At 49.5% G+C, this 19,054-nt stretch carries 15 protein-coding genes; 6 read left to right on the top strand and 9 right to left on the bottom strand.

Annotated features, from left to right (window positions below; genetic code table 11):
* Positions 1-164 precede the first annotated feature (164 nt).
* Positions 165-2,606 carry a PAS domain S-box protein gene (locus ABXJ76_RS00675; protein WP_432743164.1) on the bottom strand — a complete coding sequence of 814 codons (2,442 nt, stop codon included), beginning with the start codon at positions 2,604-2,606 and terminating at the stop codon, positions 165-167.
* Positions 2,607-2,895: 289 nt separating this feature from the next.
* Here ABXJ76_RS00675 and ABXJ76_RS00680 point away from each other — a divergent pair, with 289 nt between their 5' ends.
* Positions 2,896-4,419: a hypothetical protein gene (locus tag ABXJ76_RS00680; RefSeq protein ID WP_432743166.1), complete on the top strand. Its 1,524-nt coding sequence runs from the start codon at positions 2,896-2,898 to the stop codon at positions 4,417-4,419.
* A 56-nt stretch (positions 4,420-4,475) separates the two neighbouring features.
* Here the strand turns inward: ABXJ76_RS00680 and nhaR are convergent, their stop codons facing one another.
* A complete protein-coding gene (gene nhaR, locus ABXJ76_RS00685) occupies positions 4,476-5,408 on the bottom strand; it encodes a transcriptional activator NhaR (protein ID WP_432743168.1) in 933 nt (310 codons plus the stop codon).
* Positions 5,409-5,607: 199 nt separating this feature from the next.
* Here nhaR and ppc point away from each other — a divergent pair, with 199 nt between their 5' ends.
* Both ppc and ABXJ76_RS00695 read left to right on the top strand, forming a co-directional pair.
* Positions 5,608-8,400, top strand: coding sequence for a phosphoenolpyruvate carboxylase (gene ppc / locus ABXJ76_RS00690; protein WP_432743170.1), 2,793 nt, complete (start codon positions 5,608-5,610; stop codon positions 8,398-8,400).
* Positions 8,401-8,597: 197 nt separating this feature from the next.
* Positions 8,598-9,572 (top strand): L-threonylcarbamoyladenylate synthase, encoded by a 975-nt coding sequence (locus ABXJ76_RS00695; protein WP_432743172.1) that lies wholly within the window; start codon positions 8,598-8,600, stop codon positions 9,570-9,572.
* A 98-nt stretch (positions 9,573-9,670) separates the two neighbouring features.
* Here the strand turns inward: ABXJ76_RS00695 and ABXJ76_RS00700 are convergent, their stop codons facing one another.
* From ABXJ76_RS00700 to ABXJ76_RS00715, 4 genes are all read right to left on the bottom strand, one after another.
* Positions 9,671-9,802 carry a hypothetical protein gene (locus ABXJ76_RS00700; protein WP_432743173.1) on the bottom strand — a complete coding sequence of 44 codons (132 nt, stop codon included), beginning with the start codon at positions 9,800-9,802 and terminating at the stop codon, positions 9,671-9,673.
* 1 nt (position 9,803) lies between these two features.
* Positions 9,804-10,007, bottom strand: coding sequence for a hypothetical protein (locus ABXJ76_RS00705; RefSeq protein ID WP_432743175.1), 204 nt, complete (start codon positions 10,005-10,007; stop codon positions 9,804-9,806).
* Positions 10,008-10,191: 184 nt separating this feature from the next.
* Positions 10,192-10,722, bottom strand: a complete 531-nt coding sequence (locus ABXJ76_RS00710; protein ID WP_432743177.1) for a hypothetical protein — start codon at positions 10,720-10,722, stop codon at positions 10,192-10,194.
* Entirely contained in the window at positions 10,719-11,024 is a 306-nt protein-coding gene (locus ABXJ76_RS00715; RefSeq protein ID WP_432743179.1) for a nucleotidyltransferase domain-containing protein, read from the bottom strand. Before ABXJ76_RS00715 ends, ABXJ76_RS00710 begins: the two co-directional genes overlap by 4 nt.
* A gap of 344 nt (positions 11,025-11,368) precedes the next feature.
* Between ABXJ76_RS00715 and ABXJ76_RS00720 the strand changes: the two genes are divergently transcribed.
* Complete coding sequence (locus ABXJ76_RS00720) at positions 11,369-11,647, top strand: type II toxin-antitoxin system Phd/YefM family antitoxin (RefSeq protein ID WP_340122837.1); 279 nt, start codon at positions 11,369-11,371, stop codon at positions 11,645-11,647.
* Between the two features lie 180 nt (positions 11,648-11,827).
* Here the strand turns inward: ABXJ76_RS00720 and ABXJ76_RS00725 are convergent, their stop codons facing one another.
* Both ABXJ76_RS00725 and ABXJ76_RS00730 read right to left on the bottom strand, forming a co-directional pair.
* On the bottom strand, positions 11,828-12,883 hold the full coding sequence (locus ABXJ76_RS00725) for an IS701 family transposase (protein WP_432743181.1): 1,056 nt from the start codon (positions 12,881-12,883) through the stop codon (positions 11,828-11,830).
* 417 nt (positions 12,884-13,300) lie between these two features.
* Positions 13,301-13,759 (bottom strand): pilin, encoded by a 459-nt coding sequence (locus ABXJ76_RS00730; protein ID WP_432743183.1) that lies wholly within the window; start codon positions 13,757-13,759, stop codon positions 13,301-13,303.
* A gap of 413 nt (positions 13,760-14,172) precedes the next feature.
* Between ABXJ76_RS00730 and ABXJ76_RS00735 the strand changes: the two genes are divergently transcribed.
* On the top strand, positions 14,173-14,649 hold the full coding sequence (locus ABXJ76_RS00735) for a tetratricopeptide repeat protein (RefSeq protein ID WP_432743185.1): 477 nt from the start codon (positions 14,173-14,175) through the stop codon (positions 14,647-14,649).
* Between the two features lie 257 nt (positions 14,650-14,906).
* Positions 14,907-16,733: a biosynthetic arginine decarboxylase gene (gene speA / locus ABXJ76_RS00740; RefSeq protein WP_432743187.1), complete on the top strand. Its 1,827-nt coding sequence runs from the start codon at positions 14,907-14,909 to the stop codon at positions 16,731-16,733.
* A 331-nt stretch (positions 16,734-17,064) separates the two neighbouring features.
* On the opposite strand, the gene ABXJ76_RS00745 is transcribed toward speA, so the two are convergent.
* On the bottom strand, positions 17,065-19,020 hold the full coding sequence (locus tag ABXJ76_RS00745) for an alpha-amylase family glycosyl hydrolase (protein ID WP_432743189.1): 1,956 nt from the start codon (positions 19,018-19,020) through the stop codon (positions 17,065-17,067).
* Positions 19,021-19,054: the final 34 nt, after the last annotated feature.

Consider the following 19,054-nt stretch of genomic DNA (forward strand, 5'->3'; position numbering starts at 1 on the left):
CTCAATATGACATGACAAAGCCCAGCGAAGATCAATTTCAATAGCTAAGTTGATAACATTAGCATTAACGGAATGGCTGGAAACAAAATAGGTCAAGATCATCTTTACATCCCCCACCTGAAGGAAGTGGCTTTACGGACTCTTTGGTAAAGAGTTCCCGGTTATCAGTCCTTGTCGGAATGCTCTTCTGGCGAAGATGCCAGTAAGGTAAATAACCTCTCAAAATCTACCGGCTTGAGTAAGTAATGGTTGAAACCCGCAGATTGAGCAAGTTCAAGATCTGCTGGTTGTCCGTAACCTGTTAAGGCGATCAGGATCGCATTCTGGGTCTCCGGTAATGTGCGTAGCTTTTTGGCTACCTCATAGCCGTTCAAATCGGGAAGACCAATATCGAGCAGCACCACCTGCGGGTGGAAAGCGGGTGCTTGTTCAATCGCTTTGATGCCGAAGTTGGCTATTTCCACCTGATGGCCTTCCGCTTCCAACACCATCATCAGACTTTCGGCAGCATCGTCATAGTCATCCACGACCAGAATGCGGTATCTTGGCGTCAGTAATACGGATTCAGTTATCTCGACTTCAACACCTGATGAAGCCTTCGATACAGCCGGTAGCCGTACCGAAAAGGTGCTGCCATGGCCGATGCCGGCACTCGCTGCGGTGACCGTGCCGCCATGCTTCTCAACCAGTTGACGTACCAACGTCAAGCCAATGCCCAGACCGCCCTGCGAATGGGCTAGGGAGTGGTCGGCTTGGGTGAAAAGATCGAATATCTGCGGCAGGATCTCGGGAGCAATGCCGACGCCGGTATCCCGGATATCTATGACCACATCAGAGCCTTCCTGTGTCACGCTTAGCGTGATTTTACCGCCCTCGTTGGTGTACTTAGCGGCATTATTCAGCAAGTTGGACAGCACTTGCGCTAACCGAACGCGATCGCCTTGGATCCATTGCGGCGTCGCAGCCTGAGCAATGATTAACGCCTGTCCACGCGATTCAATCAGGGGATAGCTGGTTTCTACAGCATTATTGATAATGTCAGTAAGCTCAAGGTGCTCGACTTGCAATCGTATTTTACCCTGGATGTAGCGAGCTACATCCAGCAGGTCGTCAAGCAGCCGTACCATATGAGTCACCTGACGGTCGATAACATGACAAGCCTTTGCCAGAGTGGGATCTGTGATTTTCTGCCTGTTCAGCAATTGCACAGTATTGCGGATGGGTGCCAGCGGATTACGGAGTTCATGGGCCAGCATCGCCAGAAATTCGTCTTTACGTTGATTGGCCAAGCGGAGTGCTTCCGCAGTACGTTTGCTGTCGGTCATGTCGGTCGCCACAACCAGCACTTTGTTGCACTTATTGTTGTCGATCAGCGGAATTTTGACCGTATTGTACCAATGCACAGAGCCATCGGCATGGGTGACTTTTTCATCCGGGATGAACTGGGGCATACAACTATTTATAACGAGGAGGTCATTTTGATAGAAGCGAGTCACTTCATCGACATTGGCATTAAAGCTCTCCTCAGTTAGCCCGATTAAACCCTCAGTGCTTGTGCCATAGGACTGGGCTAAAGCCTCATTGCCTAAAAGAAACCGCCCCTCCCGGTCTTTGACAAAAATCACATTGGGTACCGCATCGATGACTTGTCTGAGGAAGGCGCGTTCATGTTGCAATGCCTCCTGACTGCTTTTGATCTCGGTAATATCTTCAGTCGTACCAAAACCGCTGAGCAGAGAGCCATCATCATCAAATTCGATTTCAGCCTGTTCGCGCACCCATTTAATCTTCTGGTCTACGATAATTCGATGCTCAATATCGTAAGGTTTTCCGGTAAGTGCGAACTTCCATGCTGCGTCAACTAATTGCCGGTCTGCCGGGTGGACACAATCAAGAAATAATGGGTAGGTTAAAGGGGCGCCTTTGGCTATGCCGAAAATTCGAAAAGTTTCGTCAGACCATTCCAGCTTATTATTACTGAGATCTATACGCCAGCTGCCGATATGAGCGACTGCCTGGGCATGATTCAGATCTCTCTGACTCTTACGCAAAGCCTCTTCGGCGTGCTTGTATTTGGTGATGTCGGTCAGTGAGATATGCATCGCCAGTGCATTGACCTCAGTGGTCACCCGCTGACAGTTAAGCAGCGCATGAAAATCAGCATTGTTACTGCGCCGGAGCAGCAGTTCGACAGCATGCTTTTCTTCTTCGTGCCGCATCAATTTCTTGAACAGAAGATACCATCGGTCGGTGTCTTTGGGGGCGACGATGGCAGAAAAATGACAGTCAATTAGCTCTCTTCGCTCTATGCCAAGAAGCGCGGCACCGGTGAGGTTGATTTCGTGGATCAGGCCTTCGTGGGTGAGGGTGAGATAAGCAACCGGAGCAAGCTCATAGAGGTTTAAGTAACGAGCACGAGATGCTTCCAGGGCAAGATGGGATTGGCGCAACGCCTCGTTCTGCATTTCCAGTTCGACTTGGTGTATCTGGAGTTCATGTAGCAATGCGTCGACGGGGGGAGCCACTAAATCCGTTAAAGAATCCTTGGTGGGTTGCGCGTCAGCTTCAGTTAGTGATGCATTTAGATTAATTAGTGCGTTATTCATACGTCATCACCTAACTATATGGAGTAGTATTTTTTTGTAAAATTATACTACTTTGGGTCGTGAGTGAAATCTGTAATTTTCAATAGACTTGAGGTGACGACATGGCAAGCAAAATCCATAATATTGCCCTGACAAGCCGTTTCGATTCACCCCGAAATCTGGAAGAGACCTGGTCACGCTATGTCCTGCTATAATACGATCACTTGATCCCGCACTTATCATCAGGCGGGACTTGATTATTTTTCCTGAACTCGAAACCTTGTGAAACGTACGTAGGAGCAGCCGCACCATGACTTCCGAACTCTTGATTAACTTTGCGGTGCAGCTTCTTGGCACCGGGGCCGCATTCTTCCTCGCCTATCGGTCCTTCCAAAAACGCCGCATTCAGTTAGGCGCTGAACCGACGCTACCCCAATACTTTATCCGCAGAAGCACCTACTGGATAGGAATTGCAACGTACTGCACATTTATGGCAGCGCTTTATGGCTTACTGACTTGGCTGTGGCTGCCCTTGGAACCGCTGGTGACGCTGATCGTGAAGAACCTTGGCGCTGGAGAATTAGTGAATCTTCTGAATGGCTTGGACGGAAACACGATCATACCGTTGATTGCCGCCGGGCTGTTTCTATTTTTTATCGCCTGGGAAAGCCGGTTTAACCCCTTACTTATATTAAGGGACAGCATCCATGACGCTTTCGCCATTCCGACAAAAGCGGTAGAGGTCTATAACGCGCTCATTAGCTCAAGATTATCGGCGGTTGACGATAGCTTAAAAGCACAAATCGGCAATCGCCTGCTGGTGCCGAGCATCGACCCCGGCGATTTCGAAAAATCCAGCGCTACGGTCGAGTATAAATGGGCTCATAATTGCCTTCTTTTTGACCAGATGCAGAACTACGCCAACCAATCGTCCTTTCGTCGTCTTTTCAACGAACCCTCTCTGAAATGGGGGGAAATCTGTATCTCTTACAATGCGATGTCGGAAAAAGTGACCGTCTGGAAAGAAGCGGAACCCCACTATACCAAGACCGTTAACCTGATCAAGGAGCTGGATCAGCTCACCGGCCTGCTGTGTCGCTTACTCGCCGCTCTGGTCGTGTTCGGGAGCGCAAGCGAGAATGAGATATGGGCAACCGTGAAGCAGCTCGGCGGCAACGTCCACGAGGCCCGCCTGAAACACACCTATAAATATGTTCTGCTGTTCACGGCGGCCACCGCCATCGGAGTCATGTTGGGTCGGGAGATTTCGGTCTCGCTGCACAATGCTTTCCTGTTTCCCGATCAACCGCTGGCGCACTTTGATTACACTACGCTCCGGTGGATCGTCTATGCCATTGCGATCTATGTCCTTCCGATCGCGCTGGTCTTTATTTCACGGACGCTCGCCTTCAGACATCAACGGGGACAATCCGATCGATACTATGGGTTCTATATGGCCGTGATGATAACGGGGTTCATTGTCAGCACCACAGTATCCGCGCTTATTCTCGAGTTAGCTTACTACAAAGGTAATTTCAGCTTTCTGGAAAGCTTCATCCAACATATGCGCTGGGGAATTTTGCCCGCGCTGATGTGCGGTTTTGTGGCTTATCGAATGGACACGCCGGTAAGCGAATCGGAAGATCCAGGTAAACTTATTATGGCCGCTGGGTTGCGTTTTCTCGGCTGGGGATCGGTCGCTGTTATTATCATGCTTTATGCTACCGGCGACCTGATTATCCAGGAAACGAATCTACGATTCACCCTTGTCGGTACGGCTTTTTTCGTGGTCGGACTGTTAGGAGCGGCTGCCCGTTTCAAAACCGCGAAGTAAGATGATTAGCTATTCCATTCCGTGATAGTGCTTAGTTTGAGCAACTAGAGTTGCTGTCAAAATAACTTTTCACGGGCGTTGTCTAAAATGGCGGTTACGGCGGGATGCTTCAGCTTCCGCCGTGCGGTAATGGCATAAAAACGTTCCTGTACCGCATCAATCCGGCCGACAACCTCGACATCGTACTGACGTTGGATTTCGGCCTCCACCGGGGTTGGCGCAACAAATAAACCCACGCCGCCGCTGCCGAAGGTCTTAATCAGCGCACTATCCTCAATTTCTGCCTGGATTTTCGGGCTGATACCTTCGGCATCGAACCACTGATCCAGCGAGCGCCGCAGCGCAGTGTTGCCGGTCGGCAATAAAAACGGCGCACCGGTCAGCGAGCGGGGGAAATCAGCACGATAAACAGCGGCCAGTTGCGCTGTACCAAACACAGTAACGGGACATTCGCCTAACAGGTGGTTAAAGGCCTTGGCGTCGCTATTTGGCGTCAGTGGCGCGTCCGACAACACCAAATCGACGTTCTGCAAGGATATTTCCGCCAAAAGCCGCTCCGCCTTGTCTTCATAGCAAAGAATTTGCACCGGCTCCGGTAGCCGGAACGCCGGTTCGATCAGGCGATAAACGACCAGCTTGGGCAAGGCATCCGCCACCCCGACAATCAACCGCAACGGCCCGCCACTGGGACGGCCTTTCAGGGTATTGGTCAGTTCCCGGCCCAGAGAAAAAATCTCATCCGCATAATGAAACACAATGCGCCCAGTGTCGGTCAGCACCAGTTTGCGCCCGTTCTTGTAAAACAGTTTTTCCCCGATCGCTTGTTCAAATACCGATAGCTGGCCGCTAATAGTGGGTTGCGCTAAGTGCAGTTTTTCGCAGGCACGGGTGATGCTTTCTTCGCGCACCACATTCCAAAAATAAAACAAATGCTGATAGTTGATACGTTCCATAGTCGCTGAATACATCGTAAATTTCGATACTTTCATTCTAAACATTCTATTTAACAATAACAAGTTTCAGCGCTATGCTAAAGCGCATGAATAAGGTGATTGCTATCGTTCTCACACGGGAACGTCGCTGCCATTGCGCTAAGCCGAAAATAGTTAGGCTTTAATGCTAACTGAATGGCAGTGAAGCTTGTGCCTTTGCCTAATTTTTTTTAACTAACCGTAAGGAAACCCGCTAATGCCTCCCTCATCTGATGACAAAGTGCTCCGCCACTCGATCCGCCTACTCGGATCGGTGCTGACACGGGTATTGAAAGCACAGGCGCCGACCGAAGTCAGTGCCGCCGTCGAGCGCCTGCAACGCCGGTTCACCGGCTTGCTGCGCGATAGCAGTCTGCCGAAACGGCTGCATTTACAGGAGGCTGTCGATGGCCTCAGTCCTGACGCTATCGGCGATGTAATTCGGGTATTCAATCGCTATTTCAGCCTGCTCAATATCGCGGAGGAATCCTATTATTTGAAATTGCGCAGACAGCGGCAGACCGGGCACTATTGGCCCGGATCCTTCCACGATACCTTGCTGGCGCTCAAGGCTTCCGGGGTAACGGCGGATAAGCTGCAGATACTGCTGGACGAATTGTTGTACCTGCCGGTGATGACCGCTCATCCGACCGAAGCCAAACGGCGTACCGTCAAAAGCGCCTTGCGCAATGTATTTTTAAGCCATGATGCGTTGGCCGATAATCGTCTGAAGGGGTATTCCCGCCGCGACCTGCTCAACCGTCTGCAATGCCAGATTCAATTGTTGTGCAAGACCGACGAAGTGCGCACCCGAAAATTATGCGTGGCCGATGAAATCGATGCCGGATTGTTCTATTTTTCACTGTCGCTGTTTCAGGCGACGGGGCAGGTTTACCGCAATTTTGAACGTTCCATCGTTGATGTGTACGGTGAAGAGGCGGCCTTGTACATCCGTGTGCCCAGTTTTTTGCGCTTCGGCTCCTGGATCGGCGGCGACCGCGACGGCAATCCCAACGTCACCCCGGATACTACGGTGCTGGCCTTGCGCCTGCAAGCGCAGACCATTTTGCAAGAACACATCCGCCGCTTGGGCGAATTATACGAACAGATGTCGCATTCTCATGGCTTCTGTGAATTGTCGACCGAGTTCATGGCCAGCCTGGAAGCAAACCGCAGGGCGCTTGGCGCATCGATAGTGGAGCTGGAAAAGCCCTATCTGCAAGAACCTTACCGGCACAAGCTGGCGCTGATGAAATACCGCATGAACTGCACCCTGATGCAGGTTCAGCAACGCCTGCGCGGCGAACAACCGCCGCCGGATCACCACGCCTACCAAAATTTAGCGGAATTTTTAACCGACTTGCGCCTCATCGACGCCTCCTTGCGCGGGCACGGCGATGCCGCTATTGCCGATTTAGAACTGCGCGACGTCATCCGCTTGGCGGAAACCTTCGGTTTTCATCTGATGGAACTGGACGTGCGCCAGGAATCAAACCGACATACCGACGCCGTAGCCGATATTCTGGCGGCTGCACTGAGCCTGGATTATCACGGCATGGATGAAAATCAGCGTCTCGACCTGTTGAGCGAAGCTATCGCCGTACCGGGCGGGCTGATTTACGATGACGGCGCCTTGTCTGCCGCCAGCCGTGAAACCCTGGAACTGTTCGCGGTGATGGCGCGGATGCGGCGGGAAATCGGTGCGGATTGCTTCGGCAAGTATGTGGTCTCAATGACCCACTCGGCCAGTCACGTTATGGAGGTCATGTTGCTGGCAGCGCAAAACGGTCTTGTGGGTCGTGTTGGCGGCCATTGGTATTGTCATATCGACGTCAGTCCGCTGTTTGAAACCATTGACGATCTCAATCGGATTGAAGACGTGCTCAACCGCCTGTTCGATACCCCGGTTTACCGTGAATTGCTGCGGGTTTCCGGGGACAGTCAGGAAATCATGCTGGGCTATTCCGATTCCTGTAAAGACGGCGGCATTCTGGCTTCGTCTTGGGGGCTGTCGCGGGCGCAACGGCAGATTATCGCGATTACCGAACAGCATGGACTCAAGTGCCGCTTGTTCCATGGTCGCGGCGGTACCGTAGGACGCGGCGGCGGTCCAACCCATGAAGCCATTCTGGCGCAGCCGCCCGACACCGTGCGCGGGAAGATTAAATTCACCGAGCAGGGCGAGGTGCTGTTTTACCGCTACAACAACATGGAAACTGCCATTTACGAATTGACCATGGGCGTGACCGGCCTGCTCAAGGCCAGTGTCAGTCTGGTGCAAGCGGTACAGCGCGACCGTGCCGAAGATTTATTAGTGATGGATGAACTGGCTCGGATCGGCGAACACGGTTACCGCGAACTGACCGAGCGTACTCCCGGATTCCTGGATTATTTCTACGAAGCCACGCCGGTCGGCGAAATTGGCGGCCTCAATATCGGCTCACGGCCGTCGCACCGCAAAAAGGGCGATCGCTCGAAAAATTCGGTGCGCGCTATTGGCTGGGTGTTCTCTTGGGCACAGTCGCGGCAGACTTTTCCAGCCTGGTATGGCATCGGCTTAAGTCTTTCGAGCTGGTGCGCAGGCAAACCCGAGCGCCTGGAAAAATTGCAGGCCATGTACCGGGACTGGCCGTTTTTCCGCAACCTGTTGAGTAACGCGCAAATGGCGCTGAGCAAATCGGACATGAGTATCGCCAAGGAATACGCCGGTTTGTGCGTCGATCCGGAAACCGGCCAGCGCGTTTATGGCTTAATCGCCAGCGAACACCAGCGTTGCGTGGAGTGGATTTTGGAAATCGCCAACACCGACCGGCTGCTGGCGGAAAATCCGGAACTGGCAACCTCGCTGCAGCGCCGCGACGCTTATCTGGGGCCGCTCAATTATCTACAGGTGTTTTTATTGCGCCGGGTGCGGGAAATCGACCCTGAAAATCAGGCCGAAAGCCCCTGGATGAAACCCTTATTGCGCAGCATCAACGCGATTGCGGCGGGGATGCGCAATACCGGTTGATGGCTTTTGTCCGCGAAAAGCACGAATGAATAAAACGTGTGGGAGCGGCCGGGTGGCGTCACCGTCATTAGGTTAAGAGCTTAACAATTAGGTAGGCGCGAATTTATTCGCGCACTTGGCTGTCACTGCGCGAATAAATTCGCGCCCACAAGGTTTAGTCATCACTAGCGTACCAGCAAAAATAGAGAGTAAAACCCATGCAAGAACCTTCATCAAGCCTCATCAATACCGCTGCCGAATTGCTGCGCAACGGCGGTTTAGTGGCGTTTCCTACCGAAACTGTTTACGGCTTGGGCGCCAACGCCTCCGACCCGGTAGCAGTGCGTCGTATCTTCGCGGCCAAGGGACGTCCTGCAGACCACCCGCTGATCGTTCACCTGCACAGCCCCGAAAACCTGGATTTTTGGGCGAAAGATATGACTGCATCAGCTTGGCGGCTGGCGGAACATTTTTGGCCGGGGCCGCTAACATTGATCCTGAAACGGAGAAACGCGCCGTTGACGGTGACCGGCGGACAAGAAACGGTAGGCATACGCATTCCCGATCATCCGGTGGCTTTAGCGTTGCTAAAGGCATTCGACGGCGGTATCGCCGCGCCATCGGCCAACCGTTTCGGCCGGGTAAGCCCTACCCGGGCAAAACATGTGCGCGCGGAACTGGGTGACCGGGTCGATCTTATTCTGGAGGGCGGCCCTTGTCGTGTGGGCGTGGAATCCACCATTCTTAGCTTGGTGAATGACCAACCCCGACTATTGCGGCCCGGGTCAATCTCGCTGTCGGCGCTGCAACAGGTGCTCGGCACTGAAATTATCACCTCGGCGTCAGTCGGTGACATTCGTGCGCCGGGACTGCTCAAATCGCATTACACGCCGGAAACCCGTTTCGAGGTTCATCCAATACATGACCTGAAAAGGCGCCGTGATGAATTGGCGGGTTCCGGCATACGGACGGCAGTGATGTTCATCGGCGCTGAGCACAGAGAACAGCCTGAAAATCCAGCGCTTACGCCGTGCTTTATGCCCGATACCCCGGCGGAATATGCCAGAAAACTGTATGCCGTTTTGCGTTTGCTTGATCGCGCTGAATTTGGCGTGCTACTGGCCGAATCTCCACCCGATACCGAAGCCTGGCAGGCAGTCAATGACCGGCTGAAACGAGCGAGTTGTCGGTAACTGTGAGCAGCGCGGTTTTGCGCACCAAAAAACCGGAATGACGCCCATAAAAAAACCACCCAACCCGGTGAAGGATTGGATGGTTTATTTTTCCCGGCTTAATTAGAATGAATCGCGCCAGTATCAATGTGATGATGACTTTTGGCAGTTTTGATTGCAAATAACAAAGCAATCAATCCCCATAAAACAACAAGTCCCATTCCTAAAAGTGCAGCAATTTCAATGGTCATTTTATTCCCCTTCTTCGTCTTGAATAGACATGAGTAGATGCGAGATGGTTTGGCAAGCTATCCACCAGATAAATGCCCCCAATAGGATTGCCGGACTGTTACTTGAATAGCCCATAAAGCCCAATCCGGCACCGCCAAAATTAGAAATCTTTTTCAATTCATCAGCAATTGATTTTCTAACTTCACGATCAAATTTTAATTTCATGTTAAAGAATATATCATAAAAGCAACCAGCACCCGTAAAAAAACCATCCAACCCGGTGACGGATTGGATGGTTTTTGTGGGATGCGATTTGACAGCTTATGCGCTTAATCGCGTGGGCAGCTTAGCTTTGCCCACATGGCTGATTGTCATTGTTCTGATTGTTCTTAAACAGTTCATCTCGTTTTCAAAGGGACAATTGCTTAGGATAGTCCACGGGCAAAGACTTGCCTAACTTAAGTGCAGGCTGATCGGTCTTCAGTTTTTCTTCTATTCCGGTCAAAATGTTGTACATGTCTTCAGCGGCCTCGCAGGCCAGATTGATCAGTGCGGCATTCTTTTCCCAGTCATCGGGATAATCATGGGCGAATTTGTTGCGCGTATTGTGGATGTTCTGCCATGCCTCTGCATTATGAAGATACCTTAGCTTTTCCAATCGGTTGAGTTTGTCCAGCATTGGGCGCTCTTCATAAGGCTCTTGCAGATATTGCAGTAGTGCCGGAAATAAACGACTGCCCATAGCATCCTGCAATTTTGTAAAACGCAGAATGAATTGATCTAGGCTTTGTACCTGCGCATCGGTCAGATACTCAAAGCCTTTCCCTGTCATCGGCAAAATGGGTGCGAGTAATGTTAATGCGTGACACAAATGATAAATATTGCGTTCGCATTCGCGCCATGCATCTTGTAGCCGAAGTATTGCAACACTGTTATTCATAACAAAATACCGCTTTGTTTGGCAATGGAAAGAATGGGCGGACGAGTTTTACGTGACGGATAATCGATCAATAGGTCTATTTTTTGCTCCCCGAGCTTCATTTGCAGCTTGGTCAGGAAGGAAATCTCAGCTCTGGCTATTGCATCGACATCAATTCGGCTGGTTTCGATTAACAGATTGATGTCTCCTCCTCGCTTGCTGTCATCTACCCTTGAGCCAAACAGCCAGACATTGGCTTCTGGGCCAAAGGTTTCGGCAACGGTTGCGCGAATAAGGGTGCGTTGTCGATCGGTTAATCGCATTGCTATTCTTGGGTCATGCTTTAGATTGGATACTGGTGGAATTCAAGCTATTAGCCTGAGGTTGAGTGTAACGACATTCCCGGATAGCACGAACAACTCCAGAACATAGCAAAGCAAAAATAAAATTTTATTGTAACGTAAATTAGCAAAGCACAATAGAAATCACAATTTAACATAACTGTCATTATGGGTATTTTCAATCGAGTCTGACCCCATTGGTTCGTGTTGCGTGGGCAGAAAAGCGCTGCTTACATGGCTTTTTTGCACCTCTTTGTTTTATTGTTAGCGCTATTAATAGCGCTAATTTGAGTGCTACAATGACTCTTTTTGATGAGGTGCTAGACATGTTAGTGATTACTGCTAATGACTTAAAGCGTAGTGGTGTTTCAAGTATTGAAAGGGCTATGACGGATAGTGATGAACACCAAGTTTTAATTGATGTTCGCGGAAAGACTAAATATATTGTTTTAGATATAGAGGAATTTAATCACTACAGAGAATATCAGTTAGAAAAAGCGATTTATGAAGCAGAGGAATGCCTTGTCAGTGGTCAGTACCGTGTTATTGATGATATAGATGATTTTGCCGAACAATTAAGACAAGAGATTGAGCATGGCGCTTAAGATTATTCGGCCCGATTCTTATATTAAACGAGAAATAAAATTTTTTAAAAAGCATCCAGAGCTAATTAATCAATACGCTAAAGCACTCAAGTTATTATCAATAGATCCTTCCCATCCATCTTTAAGGTTACATGCTATTAAGACAAAGCACTGCCATTCAATTTCTATTAATATCTGATGTTACGCAGCCAGTAATTTTTGCAACTCTTCATAAGCTATCTGGTTCGCTTTGATAAACAGCTTAGTTCTTAGCGCAAAATGATTGGCCTTGTGTTTTATCTTCAGACATTCCAGCTTGAACACCGCATAGATCGACATGAAGACAGGGTTGTTCTGGGTAGTGACCGTACGGGTTGGTGACTTTGCCAACCCCGCATTGGATTTTAATGACTTGTGGAACTCCTCAACTTTCCACCGTTTTTGGTAGATCGTGGCGGCTTGTTCGCCATTGCACGCTAAATCACTGCATACCAGATTCAATAGGCCGATGCTGCCGTCTTTGTTTGTAAAGACCCGGCGGACGAAAAGCACCTCATGAGGAAAACCTTTCATCCAACCGCGCACCGCCTGCTGATCCGCCAATTCCAGCTGACTGATCCGTACAAAACGGCCTTCTTTCTTGTCGTCTTCTGTTAAAGCCACCCAGCGGTTATCCTTTAGGGCGCTGATGAAGTGCTTGTCTTTTTTCAGGATGAACTCAAAGTTTTCCTTGCTGGCAAACCAACTGTCTGTCAACACATAGCGGAACTTGATGGCATTCGCCACACTGGTCGCTATCATCTCCCGCATCAGCTCATTTTTGGTGAACTCACTGGCCCGCTTGACCTTGCGGGTCTTCACATCACTGAACTGGTAAGGCTTGCGCACCACTTCAAAGGCGACGGGAATTGAAACTTCCCCGCTATAGTATAGGGCGTTCAGCAAATTGATTCCTTTGACCGAACGCCCTTTGCAGTGATCATAGTGCCAGCACATGATTTCGTTCTCATCCGTCCAGGCCTTCTCCTGAATGGTATCGTCAAATATCAAGCAACCATCTTCCCGTTCTATCTGGCGTACTGTCGCTTTAACTTGCCCCCACAGGTCTTTGGAGGTAAATGCTTTCGATGCCAGAAAACGCGTCATCTGGTCATGGCTTATATCCCCTTCCATCATTGCCGACAATCCGGTCGCCGTCGCAAACCCGTTATTGCAGATCAGGTAGTCTGTGTATAATTCTAATTTTATTTTTTCCATCCCGAAATAATACGCTTTTTGAAGGGTGGGTGCGTAACATCAGTTAATATACAGTATCGAGTATTGCTTACATTAAGACTAATGAATGATGGTAAGGTATTATTGATTGATATTGGTGATCATGGTGTTTATTAGTCGCGTAACCCAACATTAATCTTCAAATGTGATGATGAGTTTTGGCAGTCTTGATGTCTCGTTCCCAAGCTGGAGCTTGGGAACGAGACATAAAAGCAATCAGCATCCATAAAAAAACCACCCAACCCGGTGACCGATTGGATGGTTTGTGTGGGGTGCGATTTGACCGCTTATGCGGTTAATCGCGTGGGCAGCTTAGCGTTGCCCTCCTTACATGGCTGGAGCTTGGGAACGAGACAAGAGAGTATCTACTGGCTCACGACATTTGATTATTTGATTACATTAAGCGCCAGTACAAACGGTGGTTGGCCCCATAAATTTTTGTAATGCGGACGATGTGCAAACCCATTTTCCTGTAGCGGCAGTACGCGTTAAAGTAATTGTTTTTCCATTAACAGCTTCAGGACCCCCTACGATTGTAGCGGTAAGAACACCCGCCGAAGTTGCTGTAGTAATCGCAATATTACTGTTAGTATTGCTTGCCTGAACACCAATAAATGCCTCAGTAGTGGCTCCAGGCGGAGAAACAAGTACCGGAGTCAAGCTGTCGTTAAGTGCAACCTCGAAGCCTGTTTTGCCTGGCGCTACTTCAGCTAAAGCCGCACCCCATTTAGCCTTCGCTACATAATCCTGGTATGACGGAATTGCCACGGCAGCCAAAATACCAATAATCGCGACCACGATCATTAATTCGATTAAGGTAAAACCTTGTTGTGCTTTGTTCATGGGTAATGTGTTCATCAGTAAATCCTCTTTAAATTAGAAAAATAAACGCTAACGATAAGATAAAAGCACAGGCCATGCCATATCGCGCGTAACCATGAGTTTTAATTGTTGGCAGGATTGATAATTACCCTTAAAACAAGTCATTAGCCTTTTTTGAGATAAAATATAAGCAAGATTGTTAGCGATAAAATCGCTTATAACATTCAACTCAAGGTATTATTTTATTGAGACTCGCCATAAACCACATTATGCTCAGCAAAAAACCGTGTCATGATAGAAATGACCAGCAAAAAACCGTGTCACGATAGAACTGACCGGCAAAAAACCGCGTCACCCTAAAAATGATCAGCAAAAATCCGCGTCACGATAGAAATGACCAGCAAAAAACCGCGTCAAACGCATTACCTGCATCAACCAAAGGATAGAGCATGCCAAATATCAGTCTGCAAACCGCCGCCACATTAACCGAATGGAGCTTGAGCACCCTAAGACGCCGTCTTGCCGATGGCACTTTACGGTGCGCCTCCAATCATCAGGATAAAAACAAAGCCATGATTTGTTTCGATTCGATCAAAAACGATATTTGCATGGTTCTTGAAGCCGATACCATTGCTTTGATTCAACGTGCCGATACCGGTGATGCCAGTGCCCAAAATGATTTGGCGGTGCTTTTTTTAGCTTACGATAAGCCGCAAAGTGCTATTTATTGGTTAGAGCTGGCGGCAAAGCAGAACTTTGCCGATGCGATGCAGCTGCTGGGGAATTGTTATTTAAAAGCTAAGGGTGTCGCCAAAGACGACAATCTGGCGATGATGTGGGTTGCCAAGGCGGCTTCTTTAGGCCATCCGATTGCGCTGGCGCAGATGCAATCGATACGCCTACTTCCTGATGAGGACTGTGCTTAACATCAGCTAATAAAGTCTGTCCTGAGCGTAGCTAAAGGGCGTAACGCGAAGTGGCGTTTCCGCGACTTAAGGGGATTGGCTGACTATTTTGCTGATCCGGTGCCACATTGCAAGAAATAGCTCGGAATTTTCTTATGATTTGTGTAAATAGCTATGCTGTTGGGGCGCCGTCGTGTGCATTGGGCTATCGCCGCCGATGGAAGTTAGCTATTCTTAGCGCATACAATACGCAACATTGACCCGAATGGAGATAAACAGTGAATAAAACCTGGACGATTAAGCAATCCGCCGAAACCTACGCAATAGACAGCTGGGGGCAGGGCTATTTTTCGATCAATGCCGACGGGCATGTTTCGGTAAAGCCCAGTTCCGATCAGGATGTGGCGCTGGATTTATACGAAATCGCCCAATCGCTAAACGACAAACAGCTGTCGTTGCCGGTGCTGGTGCGCTTTACCGATATTTTAAAAGACCGCGTCACCCAATTGTCCCGCGCCTTTGACAAAGCCTGTGTCAACAATGACTATCAAGGCCGCTACACGCCGGTTTACCCGATCAAGGTCAATCAGCAGCGCAAGGTGGTGGAAGGCATTTTGGCGGCCGACAATATCGGCCTGGAAGCGGGCAGCAAGCCGGAATTGCTGGCGATTATGGCGCTGTCCAACCAAGGCGTGGTGGTCTGCAACGGCTACAAAGACCGCGCTTATATCCGTCTGGCGCTGATCGGCCTGAAAATGGGGCTGAATCTGTATCTGGTCATTGAAAAGCCTCTGGAGCTGGAATTGATTATCGAGGAGGCGGCGCGGCTTAACATTACGCCGCAACTGGGCGTCAGGGTCAGATTGTCCAGCATCAGCGCCGGAAAATGGCAAAACAGCGGCGGCGAGAAATCCAAATTCGGCCTTCATGCCCATGAACTGCTGCAATTAATCGGCCGTCTGAAACAAACCGGTTTGTTGGATACGTTAAAGCTGATGCACTTTCATATGGGTTCGCAAATTGCCAATATCCATGACATCAAAATAGCGCTGAAAGAGGCCGGGCAGTTTTATGTGGAGCTGCACCGTTTGGGCGCACACATCAAGGTCGTCGATGCCGGCGGCGGACTGGGCGTGGATTACGACGGCAGCCACTCGCGACGCGAATCGTCGATCAATTACAGCCTGGATGAATACGCCCAGAATATCGTGCGCAGTTTTGCCGATATTTGCGCGGAAAAACAGATTCCGCAACCGGACATCATCACCGAATCGGGCCGTGCGCTGACGGCTCATCATGCGGTGTTGATCACCAATGTAACCGATATTGAATCGGTTTACACCAATCACGCTGCGCTGCAAGCCCTGCCGGAACCGTATAATCTGGTCGAACATTACCATGATGCGCAATTCGATTTATCCGAAGCCAGAACTCAATTTACTCAGGATAAGCTGAGCCTGACCGGACTGGCCGAAGCCGAGAATAACTATGCGCTGTTGTGTCGCCAGCTCCAGGATAAGTTGAATCCTAATAATCAAAGCGAAGCCGCTATCTTAAAGGAGTTGAACGAGAAGTTGGCCGACAAGGTGTTTTGCAATTTCTCGCTGTTCCAGTCGATGCCCGACATCTGGGGTATCGACCAGATCTTCCCGATCATGCCTATCCACCGGCTGGACGAGCAGCCCACGCGCCGCGCCGTTATTCAGGATTTAACCTGCGATTCCGACGGGCGTATCGACCAGTATATCGACGGGCAGAACATCGAAAGAACCCTGCCGGTGCATGAAATCGACACTAAGCAGCCGTATCTGATCGGCTTTTTTATGGTCGGCGCCTATCAGGAAATATTGGGCGACATGCACAATTTGTTTGGCGACACCCATTCCATCAACATAAAACTCGACGATAAGGGTTACCATTTTTACGACCTGCACGAAGGCGAGCATGTCTCCGATTTACTGGATTATGTGCATATCAACAGCGAAGAGCTGAAAACCGCCTATCGGGAAAAGCTGGCGAACAGCGATCTGAGCGAGCAGCAGCGGCAGGACTATGAGCGGGAGCTGATTGCCGGATTGACTTCTTATACGTATTTAGGGGTTTAAGGTTTTTTAAGGAAATTGCAGATAGCAGGAGTGCAGGCTTCGCCTGCAAGCGCAAGCAAAGCTTGCACTCCCGTTACCCATCCGGGGCATGTTGCCCCGTCCGAAACGTTTGGGTCTAGTTAAGTGTAACGGCTTAGTTCTGGTATCGTAAAAACGTATGGGACGGGGTTGCAAACCCCGTCCCGCTTGAGTTGACGTCTTATACTTATTTGGAGAAATAGCGAGGGGAAGTTGTAGGAGCGGGCCATGCCCGCGATGAAGGGGCTACAACGCTGCAATCGCTGCCAAAATACGCGGGCGCGCCCCGCTCCTACGCTGTCTTGTTCTGCTCTCAATGCTCGCTCAGCCAGTAGAAATGATAAGGTTGCAGCACCAATTGATCTTTAAATTTTGTCGGGCTTTTGCCGGAATACAAATCCGTTAACTGCCCATACATGCTGAATCCCGACGTGCTCAGGGTTTGCAAATCGATATGCTGCGGGTGGTCGCTGAAATTACAAATCACTAAGACTCGTTCGGAAGGACGGCTATGATCGAAACGGATAAAGCCGAACAAATGTTCATTATCGGTATCAAGCAAATACCGGTTGTTAAAATCGGCAAACGCCGAAGTTTCTTTGCGTATCGCAATCATTTTCTTTAATGCGTTAAACACGGTGTATTCGATAGTCCCCTGTTTATGCCTTAATTCCGCTCTTTCCCAATTAATTGTCGGGCGATGAATCCAGCGGCTATCGTTGAATTTATCGACCTGATCCAGATAACTGTAATCATTATAGGTGGCGATTTCATCGCCGTAATAAAGCAATGGAATACCGCCAAAGGCAAAAATCAAACTATGCAGCAACAGAATTTTATCGACGGCCAGATTAATTTGATCCTGATCGCCCCATTGACAGGCTTTTTCGAGTCCGACCAGCGACGCTAAAGAGCCGGCAATGCGTGCGTCCCCGGTCTTCTCATTGCGCATGAAAGGCACGCCGGTTGCCAGGGAACCCTCAAAATTTCCGGTGTAATAATCGACTAAAAACTTTCGGTGCGGGGCCGGTTCATAGCCGACTTTGCGCACATCGTTGTCATCAAAACCCAAGCCAATATCGTCATGGCAACGCGCATAATTCAGCCAGGTGGCTCGCTCCAGTTTGTCGGGCAGGCTCTTTAAGCCCTGATAAAGCAATTTGCTGTTTCGGGTGGCGATGGTATCCCACAACAGCGCCATCAGCGTGGCGTTATAGGCGATTTCACATTCTTTGGCGATAATCGCATCTTCGCCGAAGTACTTAATGATTTCTACCGGAGCGACAATCGCTTCCGCGATAAACAACGCGCCCGGCGCGGTCACCTGACAGCAATCTTTCATCAGCTGGAGGATCAAATGCGCTTCCCGCTCGTTCTGGCAGGTTGTGCCTATTTTTTTCCATAAAAAGGCGACCGCATCCAGCCGGATGACATCGGCTCCCTGATTGATCCAGAACATAATCACGTCGAGCATTTCGATAAACACACTCGGATTGCTGTAATTCAGGTCCCATTGAAAGTCATTAAAAACCGTCATCACCCATTTTTCCATGTCCGCATTCCAGGTGAAATTTCCTGGCGCGGTTTCCGGAAAAATTTCCGGCATACTCTGCTCGAACATGTCGGGAATTTCACGGTTGTCGAAAATGTAATAATAATCCTGATATTTTTTATTGTCGGCTATCGCCTGTTTGGCCCATTCATGCTCATTCGAGGTATGGTTAACCACGACATCCAGCACTAGCAAAATTCCGCGCTTGCTGAATTCTTCAGCGACTACTTGCAAGTCTTCCAAGGTGCCGACCCGGTCGTCGACTTCGCGAAAATTGCTGATCGCATAGCCGCCGTCGCTCTTGCCGATAGGGCATTGCAGGATGGGCATGATATGCACAAAGTTAATGCCGAGCTCTTGAAAGTAAGCGGCTTTTTCGGCAACGCCGCGCAGGTCGCCAGCAAAGCCGGTGCTGTATAAAGCCATGCCGACTAATTGTTGGCTCAAAAACCAGTTATGATCGTTTTCCCTGGCAATATCGAGGTTTTTCAAGGTCCTGGGTCGATTAATGTATTGCCGGGCCAGGGTCTCGACCAAACGCAGCATCTGTTCTTTAAAATCATCCCGCTGACCGTACAAATGATGAAAAAGATTATGAATGGCATAAAAATTAGCGCCCAGGCGGGTATAAAAATGCCTTAAATCCTGTCTTCTGATTTCTGGTTTTAAATCATCGAGGATTTCGTTCAATAAAGAATGTGAAATTTGTTCGTACATGTTTTTTTCTTAGGGAGGTTTTTAAAGGGGAAGG

Source organism: Methylobacter arcticus (assembly GCF_050917435.1).
GTDB classification, from domain to species: Bacteria; Pseudomonadota; Gammaproteobacteria; order Methylococcales; family Methylomonadaceae; genus Methylobacter_A; species Methylobacter_A titanis.